The sequence below is a fragment of the Sphingomonas sp. H160509 genome, from assembly GCF_024124765.2.
Classification (GTDB): domain Bacteria; phylum Pseudomonadota; class Alphaproteobacteria; order Sphingomonadales; family Sphingomonadaceae; genus Sphingomonas.
Genome location: NZ_JAMXSR020000002.1, coordinates 3,400,711 through 3,417,727, shown reverse-complemented (window position 1 = coordinate 3,417,727; position 17,017 = coordinate 3,400,711). Strand labels below are relative to the sequence as shown.

At 62.0% G+C, this 17,017-nt stretch carries 18 protein-coding genes and 1 tRNA gene; 10 read left to right on the top strand and 9 right to left on the bottom strand.

Going from position 1 to position 17,017, the window contains the following annotated elements; genetic code table 11:
* Nucleotides 1-73: 73 nt before the first annotated feature.
* Nucleotides 74-382: a 30S ribosomal protein S10 gene (gene rpsJ, locus NHF48_RS18560; RefSeq protein WP_007406109.1), complete on the bottom strand. Its 309-nt coding sequence runs from the start codon at nt 380-382 to the stop codon at nt 74-76.
* 310 nt (nt 383-692) lie between these two features.
* Here rpsJ and NHF48_RS18555 point away from each other — a divergent pair, with 310 nt between their 5' ends.
* Nucleotides 693-1,067: an endonuclease domain-containing protein gene (locus NHF48_RS18555; RefSeq protein WP_253071937.1), complete on the top strand. Its 375-nt coding sequence runs from the start codon at nt 693-695 to the stop codon at nt 1,065-1,067.
* A 732-nt stretch (nt 1,068-1,799) separates the two neighbouring features.
* Here NHF48_RS18555 and tuf read toward each other — a convergent pair.
* From tuf to NHF48_RS18530, 5 genes are all read right to left on the bottom strand, one after another.
* Nucleotides 1,800-2,993, bottom strand: coding sequence for an elongation factor Tu (tuf, locus tag NHF48_RS18550; protein WP_031393767.1), 1,194 nt, complete (start codon nt 2,991-2,993; stop codon nt 1,800-1,802).
* Between the two features lie 213 nt (nt 2,994-3,206).
* A complete protein-coding gene (fusA, locus tag NHF48_RS18545) occupies nt 3,207-5,306 on the bottom strand; it encodes an elongation factor G (RefSeq protein ID WP_253071936.1) in 2,100 nt (699 codons plus the stop codon).
* A gap of 147 nt (nt 5,307-5,453) precedes the next feature.
* The gene (gene rpsG / locus NHF48_RS18540; RefSeq protein WP_031393769.1) at nt 5,454-5,924 is read right to left on the bottom strand and encodes a 30S ribosomal protein S7; all 471 of its coding nucleotides are present in this window, start codon (nt 5,922-5,924) and stop codon (nt 5,454-5,456) included.
* A 50-nt stretch (nt 5,925-5,974) separates the two neighbouring features.
* Nucleotides 5,975-6,346: a 30S ribosomal protein S12 gene (gene rpsL, locus NHF48_RS18535; protein ID WP_010164594.1), complete on the bottom strand. Its 372-nt coding sequence runs from the start codon at nt 6,344-6,346 to the stop codon at nt 5,975-5,977.
* 415 nt (nt 6,347-6,761) lie between these two features.
* A complete protein-coding gene (locus tag NHF48_RS18530) occupies nt 6,762-7,775 on the bottom strand; it encodes an alpha/beta fold hydrolase (protein ID WP_253071935.1) in 1,014 nt (337 codons plus the stop codon).
* Between the two features lie 167 nt (nt 7,776-7,942).
* On the opposite strand from NHF48_RS18530, the gene NHF48_RS18525 reads away from it, so the two are divergent.
* From NHF48_RS18525 to nusG, 3 genes are all read left to right on the top strand, one after another.
* A tRNA-Trp gene (locus NHF48_RS18525) sits at nt 7,943-8,019 on the top strand.
* A 571-nt stretch (nt 8,020-8,590) separates the two neighbouring features.
* A complete protein-coding gene (gene secE / locus NHF48_RS18520; RefSeq protein WP_253072484.1) occupies nt 8,591-8,761 on the top strand; it encodes a preprotein translocase subunit SecE in 171 nt (56 codons plus the stop codon).
* 13 nt (nt 8,762-8,774) lie between these two features.
* A complete protein-coding gene (nusG, locus tag NHF48_RS18515; protein ID WP_253071934.1) occupies nt 8,775-9,311 on the top strand; it encodes a transcription termination/antitermination protein NusG in 537 nt (178 codons plus the stop codon).
* A gap of 261 nt (nt 9,312-9,572) precedes the next feature.
* Here the strand turns inward: nusG and NHF48_RS18510 are convergent, their stop codons facing one another.
* The 3 genes from NHF48_RS18510 to NHF48_RS18500 form a co-directional block, all read right to left on the bottom strand.
* Nucleotides 9,573-10,166 (bottom strand): hypothetical protein, encoded by a 594-nt coding sequence (locus NHF48_RS18510; protein ID WP_253071933.1) that lies wholly within the window; start codon nt 10,164-10,166, stop codon nt 9,573-9,575.
* 11 nt (nt 10,167-10,177) lie between these two features.
* Nucleotides 10,178-11,077 carry a M48 family metalloprotease gene (locus tag NHF48_RS18505; protein WP_253071932.1) on the bottom strand — a complete coding sequence of 300 codons (900 nt, stop codon included), beginning with the start codon at nt 11,075-11,077 and terminating at the stop codon, nt 10,178-10,180.
* A 260-nt stretch (nt 11,078-11,337) separates the two neighbouring features.
* On the bottom strand, nt 11,338-12,117 hold the full coding sequence (locus tag NHF48_RS18500; RefSeq protein ID WP_253072483.1) for a hypothetical protein: 780 nt from the start codon (nt 12,115-12,117) through the stop codon (nt 11,338-11,340).
* 676 nt (nt 12,118-12,793) lie between these two features.
* Between NHF48_RS18500 and NHF48_RS18495 the strand changes: the two genes are divergently transcribed.
* The 6 genes from NHF48_RS18495 (at nt 12,794) to rplJ (ending at nt 16,971) form a co-directional block, all read left to right on the top strand.
* Nucleotides 12,794-13,921: an EAL domain-containing protein gene (locus NHF48_RS18495; RefSeq protein ID WP_253071931.1), complete on the top strand. Its 1,128-nt coding sequence runs from the start codon at nt 12,794-12,796 to the stop codon at nt 13,919-13,921.
* Nucleotides 13,914-14,195 (top strand): hypothetical protein, encoded by a 282-nt coding sequence (locus tag NHF48_RS18490; protein ID WP_253071930.1) that lies wholly within the window; start codon nt 13,914-13,916, stop codon nt 14,193-14,195. Before NHF48_RS18495 ends, NHF48_RS18490 begins: the two co-directional genes overlap by 8 nt.
* Before the next feature lie 166 nt (nt 14,196-14,361).
* Nucleotides 14,362-14,799, top strand: a complete 438-nt coding sequence (gene rplK, locus NHF48_RS18485) for a 50S ribosomal protein L11 (protein ID WP_253071929.1) — start codon at nt 14,362-14,364, stop codon at nt 14,797-14,799.
* A gap of 4 nt (nt 14,800-14,803) precedes the next feature.
* A complete protein-coding gene (rplA, locus tag NHF48_RS18480) occupies nt 14,804-15,496 on the top strand; it encodes a 50S ribosomal protein L1 (RefSeq protein ID WP_056047582.1) in 693 nt (230 codons plus the stop codon).
* 324 nt (nt 15,497-15,820) lie between these two features.
* Nucleotides 15,821-16,177: a GFA family protein gene (locus tag NHF48_RS26175; RefSeq protein ID WP_446741178.1), complete on the top strand. Its 357-nt coding sequence runs from the start codon at nt 15,821-15,823 to the stop codon at nt 16,175-16,177.
* Between the two features lie 278 nt (nt 16,178-16,455).
* Entirely contained in the window at nt 16,456-16,971 is a 516-nt protein-coding gene (rplJ, locus tag NHF48_RS18470) for a 50S ribosomal protein L10 (RefSeq protein ID WP_055879768.1), read from the top strand.
* The last annotated feature ends 46 nt before the right edge of the window (nt 16,972-17,017 follow it).

Here is a 17,017-nt window from a genome sequence, read left to right as displayed (position 1 = left end):
GTTTTCACCGACGGCGGTATCCCAATGTCGAACGGCGCGGGACCGTTACCGGTCGACCGCGCCGCGCCAGCCCTTAGGCGAGCTTGATCTCGACGTCAACGCCAGCGGCGAGGTCCAGCTTCATCAGCGCATCGACCGTCTGCGGCGTCGGCTGGACGATATCCAGCATACGCTTGTACGTGCGCACCTCGAACTGCTCGCGCGACTTCTTGTCGATGTGCGGGCCGCGGTTCACGGTGAACTTTTCGATGCGCGTCGGAAGGGGAATCGGACCGCGGATGAGCGCGCCGGTGCGGCGTGCGGTGTCGGCGATGTCGCCAGTGGCCTGATCGAGCACACGGTGATCGAACGCCTTCAGACGAATGCGGATATTGCTGTCCATAGTCCCTACCGATGCGAAAGAGCGGGCCCGTTTCCGGGCTCTTGCTGGTTGATGTTTAAACCGAAGGCGGGCCATTACGGGAGAGTCGGCGAAAACGCAACTGGGGGAGGAGGATTTTCGACGGGTTGTCGATCAACGGAACATCAGCGGACGCTACCCCATCCTCCCCCCTCCGTCGCCTACGGCGCCACCTCCCCCTGGCGGGGGAAGATTGTAGAAGCAGACGACGGCGCGTTAGGATGCGCTCGCAAACGATCCTCCCCCGCCAGGGGAGGTGGCACGCAAAGCGTGACGGAGGGGGAGGCAAGCGATGCGGCTCGAGGGATCCCTACCCGGCCGCGACAACGCCAAGCGCCTGCGACAACAGATGACACCGCCGGAGATAGCCCTCTGGCTGGCACTGCGAGCTAACGCAGAAGGCCTACGCTTCCGAAAGCAACACGCAGCAGGCCCTTACGCCCTGGACTTCTACTGCGCCCCAGCCCGACTCGCGATCGAAGTAGACGGCGAAGCCCACAACCACGGCAACCGCCCCCAACGAGACGCCACCCGCGACGCCTGGCTAGTCGCCCAGAACATCCGGACCCTCCACTACCCGGCCCGAGAAATGCTGGCCAACCTCGACGACGTCGTCCGCCAGATCACGTACATCGCACTCCAACGCCGAACCATCATCGAGAGCTAATCGCCCCTCCCCCTCCGACGCCTCCGGCGCCACCTCCCCAGCGGGCGAGGATTGGCTGCACGCGGCTGATCGCGGAGCGGCCCACAGATGGCACACCAAGCGTGAGCATGAAATCCCTCCCCCCGCCAGGGGGAGGTGGCACGCGAAGCGTGACGGAGGGGGAGGCAATGCGACATCGCGATTTACCCACCGACGGCGTCATCAACCCATTTTCGCAGTCTGAACGTGGTCATCATCAATCGGCGTATGAGAGCCGCATAGCTCCAACTCCACTCAAAATCAGTCTCCCGCCGAAGAGCCGCTAGAAGCCCAGTTACAGACAACCAAGAGAGTCATTGCAAATAGAATGACGATATAAGCGGTAGTATATGCGGCAAATGGTATAGCTGAACCGAAAGGGGCAGTAAGCATAAGAATCGGCGCGGTAAGAGCCATGACTACCCACCAGCCGATATCCCCATCATATTGCCAATCCAGCGCACGACTAAGAGCGATGGCCGCTGGAACAGTCCAAAGGTAGCCAGTAATCCACATCAGCAGCGTTTGGCGTCTTGGCCAGCAAATTGTCATGATGCTCTATTCGCACCGCCAGCAGGGTCGGGCAAGTGGGTTCGAGTCATAGTTGTACTGGAGCACCCCAGCAGCTGCTTCACTCTCCCCAAACACGAAAAAGCCCGGCCTCTCTCGCGAGAAGCCGGGCTCTTTTCGATCAACTCCCGAAGGAGAAGATGCTTACTTGTCGATCTGGCTCACGACGCCTGCACCGACGGTACGGCCGCCTTCGCGGATCGTGAAGCGCTGGCCCACGTCCATGGCGATCGGTGCGATCAGCTTGATGCCGAGCGACACGTTGTCGCCTGGCATGACCATCTCGGTACCCTCAGGCAGCTCGACGGTGCCGGTCACGTCCGTCGTACGGAAGTAGAACTGCGGGCGGTAGTTGGCGAAGAACGGCGTGTGACGGCCACCCTCTTCCTTCGACAGCACGTACACTTCCGAGTTGAAGTCGGTGTGCGGCTTGATCGTGCCTGGCTTGCAGAGCACCTGGCCACGCTCGACTTCGTCGCGTGCAACGCCGCGGATCAGCGCGCCGACGTTATCGCCAGCCTGGCCCTGGTCGAGCAGCTTGCGGAACATCTCGACGCCCGTGACCGTGGTCTTGCGGACGGTCGGGTGAATGCCGACGATCTCGACTTCCTCGCCAACCTTGACGATGCCGGTCTCGACGCGGCCGGTGACGACCGTACCACGACCCGAGATCGAGAACACGTCCTCGATCGGCATCATGAACGGCTTGTCGAGCGGACGCTCGGGCTGCGGGATGTAGTCGTCGACAGCCTGCATCAGCTCGGTGACGGCGTCGGCGCCGAGCTTCTGGTTCGAACCCGACAGTGCGCAGGTAGCCGAACCCTTGATGACGGGGATGTCGTCGCCCGGGAAGTCGTACGAGCTGAGCAGCTCGCGGATTTCCATCTCGACCAGCTCGAGGATTTCCTCGTCGTCGACCAGATCGACCTTGTTCATGAACACGACCATGGCGGGCACGCCGACCTGGCGTGCGAGCAGGATGTGCTCACGGGTCTGTGGCATCGGGCCATCGGTCGCCGAAACGACGAGGATCGCGCCGTCCATCTGGGCTGCGCCGGTGATCATGTTCTTCACATAATCGGCGTGGCCCGGGCAATCGACGTGCGCGTAATGACGGTTGGCCGTCTCGTACTCGACGTGTGCGGTCGAGATCGTGATGCCGCGCTCGCGCTCCTCGGGAGCCTTGTCGATGTTGGCGAAGTCGACAGCGGTACCGCCGGTCGTCTCTGCCAGAACCTTCGTGATCGCAGCGGTGAGCGACGTCTTACCATGATCGACGTGACCGATGGTGCCGATGTTGAGATGCGGCTTGTTCCGCTCAAATTTTGCCTTGGCCATTATTTCCTACCTTCTGATTCGTATTCCGGTGCCACCCCCGGGAACCGCGCGAACGCGGCCCAATAGCGGCTGTTAAAGCGTTGCGCCAGCCCCTGCTTGGGAGAGGCCGACGCGGAAGTGAATTCCGCGTCGTCGGACTTCGGTCGTTGACCGAAGCCGGCCGGCCTTTCGGCGTCTCGGAGCCAGGTTGCCCTGGCTCCGTGCGCCTATGGCTTAGGCCAACTTCGCCTTCACCTCGTCCGCAACGTTCTGCGGCACTTCGTCATAGTGCGAGAACTGCATCGAGTAGTTCGCGCGACCCTGCGTGAACGAACGGAGCGAGTTCACGTAGCCGAACATGTTGGCCAGCGGGACCATCGCCTCGACCGTCTGCGCGTTGCCGCGGCTGTCGGTGCCCTGGATCTGGCCACGACGGCTGTTCATGTCGCCGATGACGTCGCCCAGGTAATCCTCCGGGGTGACGACCTCGACCTTCATGACCGGCTCGAGCAGCGTGATGCCCGACTTCTGTGCGACTTCGCGCATCGCGCCACGTGCACAGATTTCGAACGCCAGTGCCGACGAGTCGACGTCGTGATACGCGCCGTCATACAGCACGATCTCGAAATCGATGATCGGGAAGCCGACCAGCGAACCCGACGCAGCGGTTTCGCGGAAGCCCTTCTCGATCGCAGGCAGATACTCCTTCGGAATGTTGCCGCCCTTGATCTCGTCCTTGAACGTGATGCCCGAACCGCGCTCGCCCGGCGTGACCTTGACCTTCACGCGACCGAACTGGCCGGTACCACCCGACTGCTTCTTGTGCGTGTAGTCGACGTCGACCGGCTTCTTCAGATACTCGCGATATGCGACCTGAGGAGCGCCAACATTCGCCTCGACCTTGAACTCACGCTTCATGCGATCGACCAGGATCTCGAGATGGAGCTCGCCCATGCCCTTGATGATGGTCTGGCCCGACTCAGGGTCGGAAGAAACGCGGAACGAAGGATCTTCACGTGCGAGACGATTGAGCGCGACGCCCATCTTCTCCTGGTCGGCCTTGGTCTTCGGCTCCACCGACAGCTCGATCACGGGCTCGGGGAATTCCATCCGCTCGAGAATGATCGGTGCGTTCATCGCGCAGAGCGTGTCACCGGTCGTGGTATCCTTGAGACCCGCGAGAGCGACGATGTCGCCAGCGAAAGCCTCCTGGATGTCCTCGCGGCTGTTCGCATGCATAAGCAGCATGCGGCCGACCTTTTCCTTCTTGTCCTTGACCGAGTTGGTGACCTGCGATGCGGTCTCCAGCTTGCCCGAGTAGATGCGGGCGAAGGTCAGCGTGCCGACGAACGGATCGTTCATGATCTTGAACGCCAGTGCCGAGAACGGAACGTCGTCCGAGGACGGACGCTCGTCCGGCGTCACGCCGTCGAGCTTCAGACCCTGGATCGCGGGAACGTCGAGCGGCGAAGGCAGATAGTCGACGACGGCGTCGAGCAGGGGCTGAACGCCCTTGTTCTTGAACGCCGAACCGCAAACGACGGGGACGAACGCCATGCTCAGCGTCCCCTTGCGGATCAGCTTCTTGAGGTCGGCGACGCTCGGCTCGTTACCTTCGAGATAGGCCTCCATGAGGGCATCGTCCTGCTCGACGGCCATCTCGATCAGCTCGCTGCGATACTTCGCGGCCTTCTCGACCAGATCCTCAGGGATCTCGGCATATTCGAACTTCGCACCCAGGCTCTCTTCGAGCCAGATGATCGCACGGTTCTCGACGAGATCGACGAGGCCCTTGAAGCCGCCTTCCATGCCGATCGGAAGATACAGCACGGCCGGACGCGCACCGAGACGATCGATGATCGAGTTCACGCAGAAGTAGAAATCGGCGCCGGTGCGGTCGAGCTTGTTGACGAAGCACATGCGCGGCACGCCGTACTTGTCGGCCTGACGCCACACGGTCTCGGACTGCGGCTCAACGCCGGCAACGCCATCGAAGCATGCGACCGCGCCATCGAGCACGCGGAGCGAACGCTCGACTTCGATCGTGAAGTCGACGTGGCCAGGCGTATCGATGATGTTGATAAGGTGCTCTTCGCCCTTACCTTCTTCGGCGCGCCACTTGCAGGTGGTCGCAGCCGACGTGATCGTGATCCCGCGCTCCTGCTCCTGCTCCATCCAATCCATCGTCGCGGTGCCTTCGTGCACTTCGCCGATCTTGTAGGACTTGCCGGTGTAATAGAGGGATGCGCTCGGTCGTCGTCGTCGCTTACCGGCGTCGATGTGCGCCATGATGCCGATGTTGCGGTAACGGTCGAGCGGATGGCTGCGGGCCATGATCGTGCTTCCTTAAGGATATGGGGAGCCGAACGTGCCGGCTCCCCAATATATAGGTGTTTGCGTGACAGGCGAAAGACCGCCCGTCACACGGATAGCAATGCTAGGCTTCAAAGCCCGCTGTTACCAGCGGCAGGAAGCCCGCTGTTACCAGCGGTAGTGCGAGAATGCACGGTTGGCTTCCGCCATCCGGTGCGTATCTTCACGCTTCTTGACCGCGTTGCCACGGTTGTTGGCGGCATCCATCAGCTCACCCGACAGCCGAGCGGCCATCGTGTTCTCGCTGCGCGAACGCGCCGCACCGATCAGCCAGCGAATCGCCAGCGCCTGTGCACGCTCGGGACGAACCTCGACCGGCACCTGGTACGTTGCACCACCGACGCGGCGCGAACGGACTTCGATACCCGGCTTCACGTTGTTCAGCGCATCGTGGAAAACGCCGATCGGATCGCGCTTGGCGCGGCTCTCGACGGTTTCGAATGCACCGTACACGATCAGCTCTGCGACGGACTTCTTGCCGTCCAGCATGACGCTGTTCATGAACTTCGACAGAACCTCATCCCCGAACTTGGGATCAGGCAGGATGACCCGCTTTTCGGGACGACGACGACGTGCCATTTTGTATTCCTTCTAAACTTCAGCCTTGATGGGTCAGATAACTGCCCGGCTTACTTCGGACGCTTGGCGCCGTACTTGGAACGCGACTGACGCCGGTCCTTCACACCCTGTGTATCGAGCACGCCGCGCAGGACGTGATAGCGAACACCGGGAAGATCGCGGACACGACCGCCACGGATCAGGACAACCGAATGCTCCTGAAGATTGTGGCCCTCGCCCGGGATGTAGCTGATGACTTCGCGCTGGTTGGTCAGGCGAACCTTGGCCACCTTGCGCAGAGCCGAGTTCGGCTTCTTCGGGGTCGTCGTGTAGACGCGCGTGCAAACGCCACGCTTCTGCGGATTTGCTTCCATCGCAGGGACCTTCGACTTGGCCTTCTGCGGATCGCGGCCCTTGCGGACCAGCTGGTTGATCGTCGGCATTGAAGCCTTCACCTTTCAAGTGGTTACTTTGCTGGAGCCATGAGGCGCCTGAGAATACAAAAAGGACCATAGGAACGCGGGAGCGCCCCTCAGGTCCTGGAATGCATCCAGCAATGTTCAAGCATGCCCGGCGGGAAACACTCCCGAAGAACAGGCCGCGCCTATAGGTCAGGAGTCGGTTGCGGTCAACGGGTTGGAATCGGTTTGGGTTGGCGAAGGATTGGCTTCGCGCGCGGAGACAATGGCTCACGCGAGTCCGACGACGACACCTCTCTCATCCTCCCCCGCCAGGGGGAGGTGGCACCGCAGGTGACGGAGGGGGAGGAACACGAAACCTGCGTTGTCGCCCCCTCCCCCTTCCGTCTGGCAAGGGCCAGCCACCTCCCCCTGGCGGGGGAGGATCAAGAGGTTCCGGCTACCGCGGACGCGTCCCGAGCACCGCCAGCAGCGTCTTCTCGAATCGCGCAGGATCCTCGACCTGCGGCGAGTGACCCAGCCCCTCGAGCATCACCAGGTTCGCATTCGGCATCTGCTTCACCGCCCGCGGCGCGACCATCGGCACCGGCTCGAGGAACTTGCGCAAGTTCGCCGGTGCCTGCGCACGGCCGAACGCAGTCTTGTCGAGCGTACCGACGATCAGCGTCGTCGACGGCGTGATCCGGTACAGCTCGTGCGCGACCGATTGCGTCTTGATCATCTCGCTGGTCTTGGCCTGCGCGAGCGCCACGGTGTCGCGCCCTGCCCCCTGGTACATGCCCGCCTGCATCCAGACCCAACGATCATAGGATGGCTTCCACACGCCGTGATAATAGTTCTCGAGCTGATATGCCTTGATCGACGCGTAGCTCGTCTTCCTCTCGTTCGCCCACAGCGTGTCGACGTCGGTATAGGGCACGCCCTCCTCGCCGCGATCCTTCAGGCCGAGCGGATTGACGAGCACCAGCTTCTCGACCGACGCCGGATAAAGAATGGCGTACCGCATCGCGAGCATCCCGCCCATCGAATGACCGACGAACGTGGCCCGCGTGATGCCGCGCGATTCGAGCAGCCGCTTGGTGAACGTCGCGAGCATCTCGAAGCTATACTGTGCCGCGCGCGGCTTGGACGATTTGCAGAAGCCGATCTGGTCGGGAACGATCACCCGGTAGCCGACCTCGCTCAGCGCCCGCGCCGTGCTGCCCCAGGTCGCGCCACAAAAGTTCTTGCCGTGGAGCAGGACGACCGTGCGGCCATTGGGACGCTGTGGCGCGATGTCCATGAACGCCATCTGCGCAGGGCTGCCGACGATATCGACTTCCATCGTCTGCACCGGCCACGGATAGGTGAAGCGTTCGAGCTGCGGCCCCAGGTCCGGCACCTGCGGAACTGGCCCCGCCCCCATGAGCAACGCCGCGACCGGCAGCGCCAGCATCATCAATCCCGCCTTCATAGTATACGTTTCCCACATCCAACGAGACGGCTTTAAGGTTAACGGGCAAATCATACATCGCGCAACGCATCATCCTTACGACGATAGTTGGTGGACGCTTGCAGGACGAATTGCACGCGAGACGCTTGCCCTTCGCGAAAACGCTGGGTAAGGGGGCGCGTCCGTGTAGGAGTGTAGCTCAGTTGGTTAGAGCGTCGGTCTCCAAAACCGAAGGCCCTCGGTTCGAATCCGAGCACTCCTGCCACCCCCTTTAAATCCTTGGCAAAAAAGCGCGGCGATTTCACTCGCCGCTTTAGCGCGTCCATTACGATTGCAGAAATTGCATTTCATGATGCATTTTTCGCAATTGATCTATGATGTGCTGCGATGCACAACGATCAGGCCTTTCAGGCATCCTCTCCTAAAAACTTTCACGGCCGGTCTTGTACCGGCCTTTTTTTTGGTCTCGATCGCGCGTACACCGTCCGTGCCGTCGTCGAAGCCGAACGATAAATAGAAACCGTGGGAGCGGAGCCGCCGGTCAAACCGGCACCGGCAAGACGATCGTGCGGGGGATAGGAGCGACCCAAGCGCTCTCCCCCGCCACTTCTCCCGGCCACCGCCGTGTCGCTTTCGATACGACGCCCGCCCCCCTCCCTGCCGCGCACTTGCTTTCACCTGTGACGGCAGCTATCTGCCGCGCTTCCGACAGCGAGGACGGACCTGCCGCCGCGGCCCTTCACAGGGAGCGGCTAGTGGGTCTATGCCTCGCATCTCAGTTTCTCAATCAGCGGGTTCGAAGAACATCGTGGCGAAGACGTCCCCCCCTCGAATTCATCCAGCAGGTCCGCAACGAGACCGCGAAGGTCACGTGGCCGACGCGTCGCGAGACGGTCATGACCGGCGTGATGGTGGTGATCATGACGACGATCCTCGCGCTGTTCTTCCTGGGCGTCGACTCGATCCTGCAAGCGATCGTCTCCGCCCTCCTCAAACTCGCTCAGTAAGCAAGGTTCCGTCATGGCGCGCTGGTACATCATTCACGCCTATTCGGGCTTCGAGGGCAAGGTCCGCGACTCGATCATGGCCGAGGCGACCCGGATGGGTCTCGAACAGCTCGTCGAGCAGATCGAAGTCCCGACCGAAACCACCACCGAAGCCCGTCGCGGCAAGAAGATCGCGGTCGAGCGCAAGTTCATGCCGGGCTACGTGCTCGCCAAGCTGGACATGAACGACGACGTGTATCACTTGGTGAAGAACACGCCGAAGGTCACCGGTTTCCTCGGCAGCATGGGCAAGCCACAGGCGATCAGCGAGGCGGAAGCCACGCGGATGCTGAACAGCAAGGAAGAAGCCGCTGCTGCGCCCAAGCAGAAGGTTAAGGTCGACTACGAGATCGGCGACCAGGTCAAGGTCCTTGACGGCCCGTTCGCAACCTTCAACGGCCTCGTCGAAGAACTCGACTTCGACCGCAGCCGCGTCAAGGTTTCGGTGTCGATCTTCGGGCGTGCGACGCCGGTCGAGCTCGAATTCGAGCAGGTCGAGCGCAGCAAGTAAGGCCAAGTCGCACGGGATCAGCACTCGCTAATCCCGAGACGACGCCAGCCCGGCCGGCGGGCCAACGGCCCGGCCGACGACGCGGGATTCACTCCCGCGTCGCGTTACCGTTTAGTTCGTGTCGACACATAAGGCTTGTTTCCCCGCGAAGGCGGGGATCCAGACTGGGCTCCTGCCTTCGCGGGAGAACAAGGCAGGCGTAGTGATCGCCCAAGACCGTGCCTATGTCCGGTCGAAATAACTGCCAACCGATCGCGAGCCTCAAAACCGCACGCTATCGGCCACCACGCGCGCAGCCGCCGCGCTACGATCGTAGTAATACAAGCTCGGCGCCTCGTACGTCACCAGATACAGCTTCCCCCCGATCACCGCGCCGCGTGCTTCGCCACGACGTTGCAGCGTCTCGTTCTGCTTCGCGAAGGTGTAGGTGAAGCGCACGCCCTTGCTGCCGGCGAACTCTATCGGCGCGATCGTGTCGATCGCCATCGACGACGCGTCGCGCGCGATCCGGTAGCTGTTCTCCAGCAGCACCGGGATGTCGGTGATCAGCATCGTTGCAGAGACCTTCGGCAACGGCTTGTTCTTCTTGTCGACCTCGCGGAACAGCGGCCTGCCGGACTCGATGCCGCCATAGAAGCTGAGATCGTTCAGTTCGTCGCCGTCCTGCGTCCAGGTTTCGGCGTTGCGACCGGGGCGTTCGGAGAGCTTGTTCCATTCCGTGCCCGGCTGGACGGTCATCGCCGACTTGGCGACGGCGATGCGCTGCCCGGCGGGGATGAGCTTGTTGCCGGCCGCGACGGGGGCTGCGCACGCGAGCGTTGCGACCGCGGCGAGCAGGGCGAGTTTCTTGGACATGGTCGTCCTCCTTACGAGATCAGCGTGGCGATGAGCGCGGCGTCGGTCGCGGCCGGCTTGAGGCGGAGATACGTCGCGAGCGCGGCCTGGCCTTCGGGGACTTGCTGGCTGCGGAGCAGCGCCAGGCCCAGACCGCGATACGCCTCGGGCGGCGCGTCGCCCTTGCCGATCGCCTCCTGGTAGAATTGCGCGGCACTGACGAGATCGCGCGGATTGCCGCGCTCGCGGTACAGGTCGCCGCGGGCGCACAGCAGCGGCGTCGTCCAGCCGGTACCGTCCGCCAGATTGGCGAGCAGGTACTCGCTACCGCCGAAATCGTTGAGCTTGATCTGGTCGTTGAGGAAGACCGGCAGCCACTTCGCCATCGCCGCCTGATGCGTGTCGACGACAGGAGGCTTGACGTCATGCGCCTCGATCGACGCGGCGCGCAGATACGTGGCGCGAGCGAGACTGGTTGGATGCGTTGCAAAAAAACCAGCAACGTATTTCTGCTGTGCCCTGCCCTTGCGACCGATCGCGGTAGCATCGGCCTCGCCCATAAGATGATCCCAGACATCCGCCGAAGCGGACGATGGGTAGCGCGAGCGCGTAAGATACTGGAAGCCCATCATGTCGGCTTCGCGTTCCTGCGCACGGTCGAATGCGTAGAATCCGCCGATGGTGTCGTAGCGAATATTGCTGCTGTTCCGAACGAGGATGGAGGCCCAAGCCATCAGGTCGCGGCCACTCCGCCGGTTCTTAAAATCCATCAGCGAATGCCGAAGTTCGAAATGACCAAACTCATGGCCCAGGATAGAGCCGAGTTCGGCTTCATTCCGAACGCGAAGCAATAGCCCCGACCAGATCGTCAACGTCCCGTTGGGACTCATAGTCGCGTTGAACGCCGGAATTTCGTCGATGTAAATCCGCACCGACTTGCAGCGGTCCTCGCCAACGGTACGGCAGAGTACGCTGCGAACATACGCGTTGAGGGCCGGATCCCTGATAACCGACCGGGACTCCCGAAGGCGCCGTTCGTCTTCGTCTGCCTCCATCCAAGCCCCACGTTCGTCGACCGTCGTTGGCGTATAGGCCTGTGTGTACGTCGGTAGCGGGGGGGCGCTTGTCGGTAGCAAGCGCGGCGGTCGACATCACCGCACCGAGCAGTAATGCGCTTGTCAGCGTTCGCATCCTAGTGTGCCGAGGCGATGGCAGGAGCGGCTGCAACGGCAGTCACCGCCGCCGGAGCTTCGGCCGGCTTTCCCGGGAAGCCCTCCAGCAATTGCCGCACGCGCTTGTCGGCGCCTTCGGCATCACGGACATCGCCGCCCATCTGCCTGTCTGCGTTCAACCAGACCAATTCGCCTGTCCGCAGGTCGACGAGTCCGGCGTATCCCGTATGAACACCCGCTGTGACAGGAACGCGCGCCATCGCCGCAAAGAGCTGCAGCACCTTCCGGCCGGTCGAACCGAAATGATCCTCCGTCGTGATGAACAGCGCATAGTCCGCTTTATCGAGCCCAGGCAGCGTGCGGACGTCGGGGCCAAGCCCCCATTCGAACTGGTCCTTGCGCTTCTTGGTAGGCAGGCGATTGCCCTTGAAGAACTGATACTCGATCACAGACGACGCGACCGCGCCGAACAGTTCCTGATACTCCGCGACCTTCGCCGAACCCGCACCGACCGGATCGACATACCCGACGACGCTGTTGCCGAGACCGGTCTGCGCCTTGGCGAGCGCGGTGGCGATGTTCTCCTTCGCCTGATCTGTCCAGTCGGCGTTCGGCTCGTACATCCCGCCGGTCGACTGCGCACCGACCCGGATCGATGGCCGCATCAACACGATCCGCGCGGTACCGGGCGCAAGGACGAAACCAGGCTTCAGCCCAGTCTTCTCCTGCGCATACGCCGGCGCGATCGCCGTAACCGCAAGCATCAGCGCGACCAGCGTCGCCCGGCACAAAATGATCATACCCACCCCTGTTCCCGGATGCCCCCATCCGATCCAGGGCATATTAGAGCCGGAGCAGCCCATCGTCCGAGAATTATTTGGTTCAAAACGAGTGCTTTCCGACCTCCAAGGGCCGAACTCTTGCTCTGTGCATCATGGCCGGCTCGACCTGTTTACTCGGGCGGATAAAAATGTTCGCCTACCAGCCATATATGTCGCGTCGAAGAAGAGTACCGGATCGATACCTTTACTTGCACCGCAATATCATTCGCCGAATCAAAATATATTTCACTCGCGAGGCGCAATAACTATTGGTCGAACTGGCATAGATTTGTTCATTATCATCGGGTTGACCTGCATACCTCTTATACCCGAAACGATACCGCAATCATTTTACGTTTGGTTAACCATAACTAGTTATATTGCGCTAACATTTGTAGGACATCCGCGTACAAGACGTTGCGTAGTTACCAATACGCCAAACGAATATGACGTCCGGCGTTATCGGTAAACTCTATGTACCCCATGACCAGCTCGACACGCATGCAACCGTATTCAGCGATCCGCCTACAGGAAATGACTGATGCCCCTGACGACCACGGCCTTAAAGAAATCGCTCGAGCATGGCGATCACTTGCGTTCAGGGATTGCGACGGCTCGACCGTCCCCGGATTCAAACGAAGCCGGTCATCGTATCTTGTTCCTCGACCTTGAGAATGCAGCTGCCAACGGTGTTCGTCGTGAACTCGAAGAGGTGGGCCACAAAACCGCGTGGATCGGCTTGGCCAGCGAAGAACGCGCCGGGCTGGCGTTTCAACCAGACCTCATCGTGATCAACCCCGATGCCTCGATCGGCAATCGTCACGCGTTCATCGCCTTGTTGGACAAAGAACAGTTTGCCGGGACACTGACGCTGTTGCGGCCCAGCGTGCATTTCCGGGATGCGATTGCCCTGGCGGAACAGTCCGGAATCGATCACGTCGACTGGCTCGACGCGCCCTATACCGCGCAGGACATTGTCGACCGCCTGGCCCATATCGTCCGGCAACCGCATGACGGCGACACCGGCGACCGTCATTTCCTCTCGTGGCTGATCCAGCAAGGCCGGTTGCTGCCCAATCTCACGCATGAATTCCATGAGAAACGCAGCCTGCACGACGACAGCATCGCCGGCTACGAAACACTCACGCGGTTGCGCAATCGGCCGTCGCTCAACCCGGAGCATATCTTCGCGCCATCGACGATCCTCTCGCTGGAGGTTGCCGCGACGTCGCTTGCGGTGGAAGCGGCTGCTCGACTGCTCGCGGCGCTGGAAGCCGAGGGCAGGCCAGTGCCTATCGCGGTGAACTGCAGCGCCGCCGTGCTCGCGCATCCGGATTTCCTCGCCGCGATGCCGATCCTGCTGCGACGCCACAACGTCGCCCCCAGCATGCTCGGGATCGAACTCACCGAGATCAGTTATTCAGGACTCGACGGTCGCCTGCTGGAAAACATGCGCGAGCTTGGCACGATGGGCATACCCATCTCGCTCGACGATTTCGGCAAGGGCGCGACCAACTTCGATCGTATTTCCGACCTGCCGGTGTCCGAGGTCAAGATCGACCGGAAGATCTTCCAGAAGTGCCGCAAGGGCGAGTTCCCGCCGTCGCTGCTGAGGGAAATCATCGATTATTGCCGAAGCCGGTCGATCGGAACCGTGATCGAGGGCATCGAGACCGCCGACGATCTCGTCCTGGCGAAATCGCTCGGTGCCGACTGCGGACAAGGCTTTTACTGGGGAAAACCCGTGCCGATTGAATCGATCGTACCCCATCATGGTGCCTGACAACAGGTTCGGCCGCTTTATAGGCCGGACGCTCGACGAGGCTGAGCCCGTCGCCACGAACCCGGTCGAAGGCGAGCGGCCCTCGATGCGGCTCGAACTCCGTGAGGTCGAGGGGCTCGACCTTTCGCCACCCCTCGTGCTCACGGGTGCCTGGGCCTGGTTGTTGTTTCACGAGGCTGGCGGGCTGATCAGCTATTCCGATGGATACGCCACGCGGTCGGCCTGTTACGCCGCAGCCAAGCAGATCGCCTGGCCAGTCGACGTCTTCGAATAAACCGCGGTCGATCGCGCAGCCTCCCAGCCCCCCGCGCGATGACGCGAACGCCGGTTGCCGCCCCCTCGCGTTTTCGGCTATGCGCGCCGGCTTCCACCTTCACTGTTGGAATTGCGGGAGGTTGCCGAAGGGTAGCCGCCAACACCGCTAGGCTCACATAAAGAGAGTGACATGGCTAAAAAAGATTACCGGATACATCAAGCTGCAGGTGCCTGCAGGCGAGGCAAAGCCCGCGCCGCCGATCGGGCCTGCGCTGGGTCAGCGCGGCGTGAACATCATGGAGTTCTGCAAGGCGTTCAACGCCGGCACGAGCGAACTGAAGAAGGGCATGCCGATCCCGACCGTCATCACGGTCTATGCGGATCGCTCGTTCTCGTTCGAGACCAAGACCCCGCCAGCATCGTACCTGATCAAGGAGGCCGCTGGTCTCAAGTCGGGTTCCAAGGAGCCCGGCAAGGTCGTTGCTGGCACGATCAAGCGCTCGCAGCTGAGCGAGATCGCCACGACGAAGATGAAGGACCTCAACGCCAACGATATCGACGCTGCGACGAAGATCATCGAAGGCAGCGCCCGCGCAATGGGCCTCGAAGTGGTGGAGGGCTGATATCATGGCTAAGCTGAGCAAGAAGCAGAAGGCCGTCACGGTCGACCTCGTCAAGCTGCACGGCATCGACGAGGCCATCGGTCTCGCACGGTCGGGCGCCACGTCGAAGTTCGACGAGACGATCGAAGTCGCGCTGAACCTGGGCGTCGATCCGCGTCACGCAGACCAGATGGTCCGCGGCGTGGTGACGCTGCCCAAGGGCACCGGCAAGACCGTCCGCGTTGGCGTGTTCGCCCGCGGTGCCAAGGCTGAGGAAGCCCTCGCAGCAGGCGCAGACGTCGTCGGCGCCGAAGACCTGATGGAAATCATCCAGGGTGGCACGATCGATTTCGATCGCTGCATCGCGACCCCGGACATGATGGGCATCGTCGGTCGCCTCGGTAAGGTGCTGGGTCCCAAGGGCCTGATGCCGAACCCGAAGCTCGGCACGGTGACGATGAACGTCGCAGCGGCCGTTCAGGCAGCCAAGGGCGGCCAGATCGAATACCGCGTCGAGAAGGCCGGCATCATCCACTCGGGCATCGGCAAGGCGTCGTTCCCGGCGGAAGACCTGCGCGCGAACTTCGACGCACTGGTCGACGCAGTGGTCAAGGCCAAGCCGACCGGCGCCAAGGGCAAGTACGTCCAGAAGGTCGCGATCTCGTCGACCATGGGTGCAGGCATCAAGGTCGACACGACCGAGGTTGCTGGCGCGTAAGCCGCACGTGGCTAGTGAAAGCTGGCCACGAGACGGCGAGCGCCCGGCCGGCGCGGGCAACCGCGACCGACGAGGACGGGATTTACTCCCGTCCTGCCGCTGAGAGACAGGAAAGGGCCGGGAGCAATCCCGGCCCTTTTTGCGTGTTGACGATACCGGTCGTTCGGCGAAGATCGCCCCTACCCCACTCCGTCATCCTGACGAAAGTCAGGATCCAGGGTTACGGACGTCGCCCCTCTGGCTCGGAATCCTGACTTTCGTCAGCATGACGGAGTCCTGGGAAAATACGTGAACGGCGCGCCATTATGGTCCACATCATGACGCATGATCGAAGCTTCCTGCCACTGTGGCGCGGTAACGCTGTCCGTCGGGGACCCTCCCGAATGGGTCGCCGACTGCAACTGCTCAATCTGTCGCAGCTACGGAGTCCTGTGGGCTTATTACCGGGCGAGTGACGTACGCGTTGCGGCATCCGTTCCGATCGACATCTATAGTTGGGGTGCCAAGACATTGCGCTTCCATCGCTGCAGCGAATGCGGATGCGTGACGCACTGGACGAAGATCGACCCCGCGATCGACCGGATCGGCATCAACGCCCGCCTGATGCCGCCCGACATTCTGGCGGCGGCCCGCATACGCAGGCTCGACGGCGTAGATACCGGGCAATACCTCGACGCCTGACCCTCTCGGCAATTGACTCCGCCGCCAATTCCGCTAAGGCGCGGCTTCGTTCGGCGGGCTTGCTCGTCGAACTCCGTCCGAGACAGTGGGCGCACAGGGTTTGCCGGTGCTTAATCTCCCACCTAGACGGGGAATGAGATTTTGTCGGCCCATCTGCGCGCCGCCCCTCTCCCATGCCCCATCGACGAGACACCCCGGAAGCGCGGGTTTGTCTGCGCCTCCGGTTAGTAACCGGGTCAACCGCGCAAGCGGTGAACTCGTAAAACGTGGAGAATGGCATGGATCGTGATCAAAAGACCGCGGCCGTAGCCGAGCTGAACCGCACCTTTTCCGAGGTCGGCGTCGTCGTTGTCACGCGCAACCTCGGCCTGACCGTCGCACAGTCCACTGTGCTGCGGAACAAGATGCGCGACGCCGGCGCGACCTACAAGGTCTCGAAGAACAAGCTTGCCAAGATCGCAATGGACGGCACCGACTACAGCTCGCTGGGCGACATGCTCACGGGTCCGGTCGGTCTGGCCAGCTCCATCGATCCCGTCGCGGCCGCCAAGGTGGTCGTGGAATTCGCGAAGACGAACGACAAGTTCGAAATCGTGGGTGGGGCGATGGGCGCGACGACCCTCGACGTCGACGGTGTGAAGGCGCTCGCAACGCTGCCCTCGCTGGACGAACTGCGTGCCAAGATCGTTGGCCTCATCGTGGCACCCGCCACGAAGCTGGCAACGATCACGCAGGCTCCGGCAGCGCAGCTCGCGCGCGTGCTTTCCGCCTACGCGGAGAAGGAAGCCGCCTGATCTTGCAGGCCTTTCGTTACCTTTTTTGAACTGATGGGGCACGAGC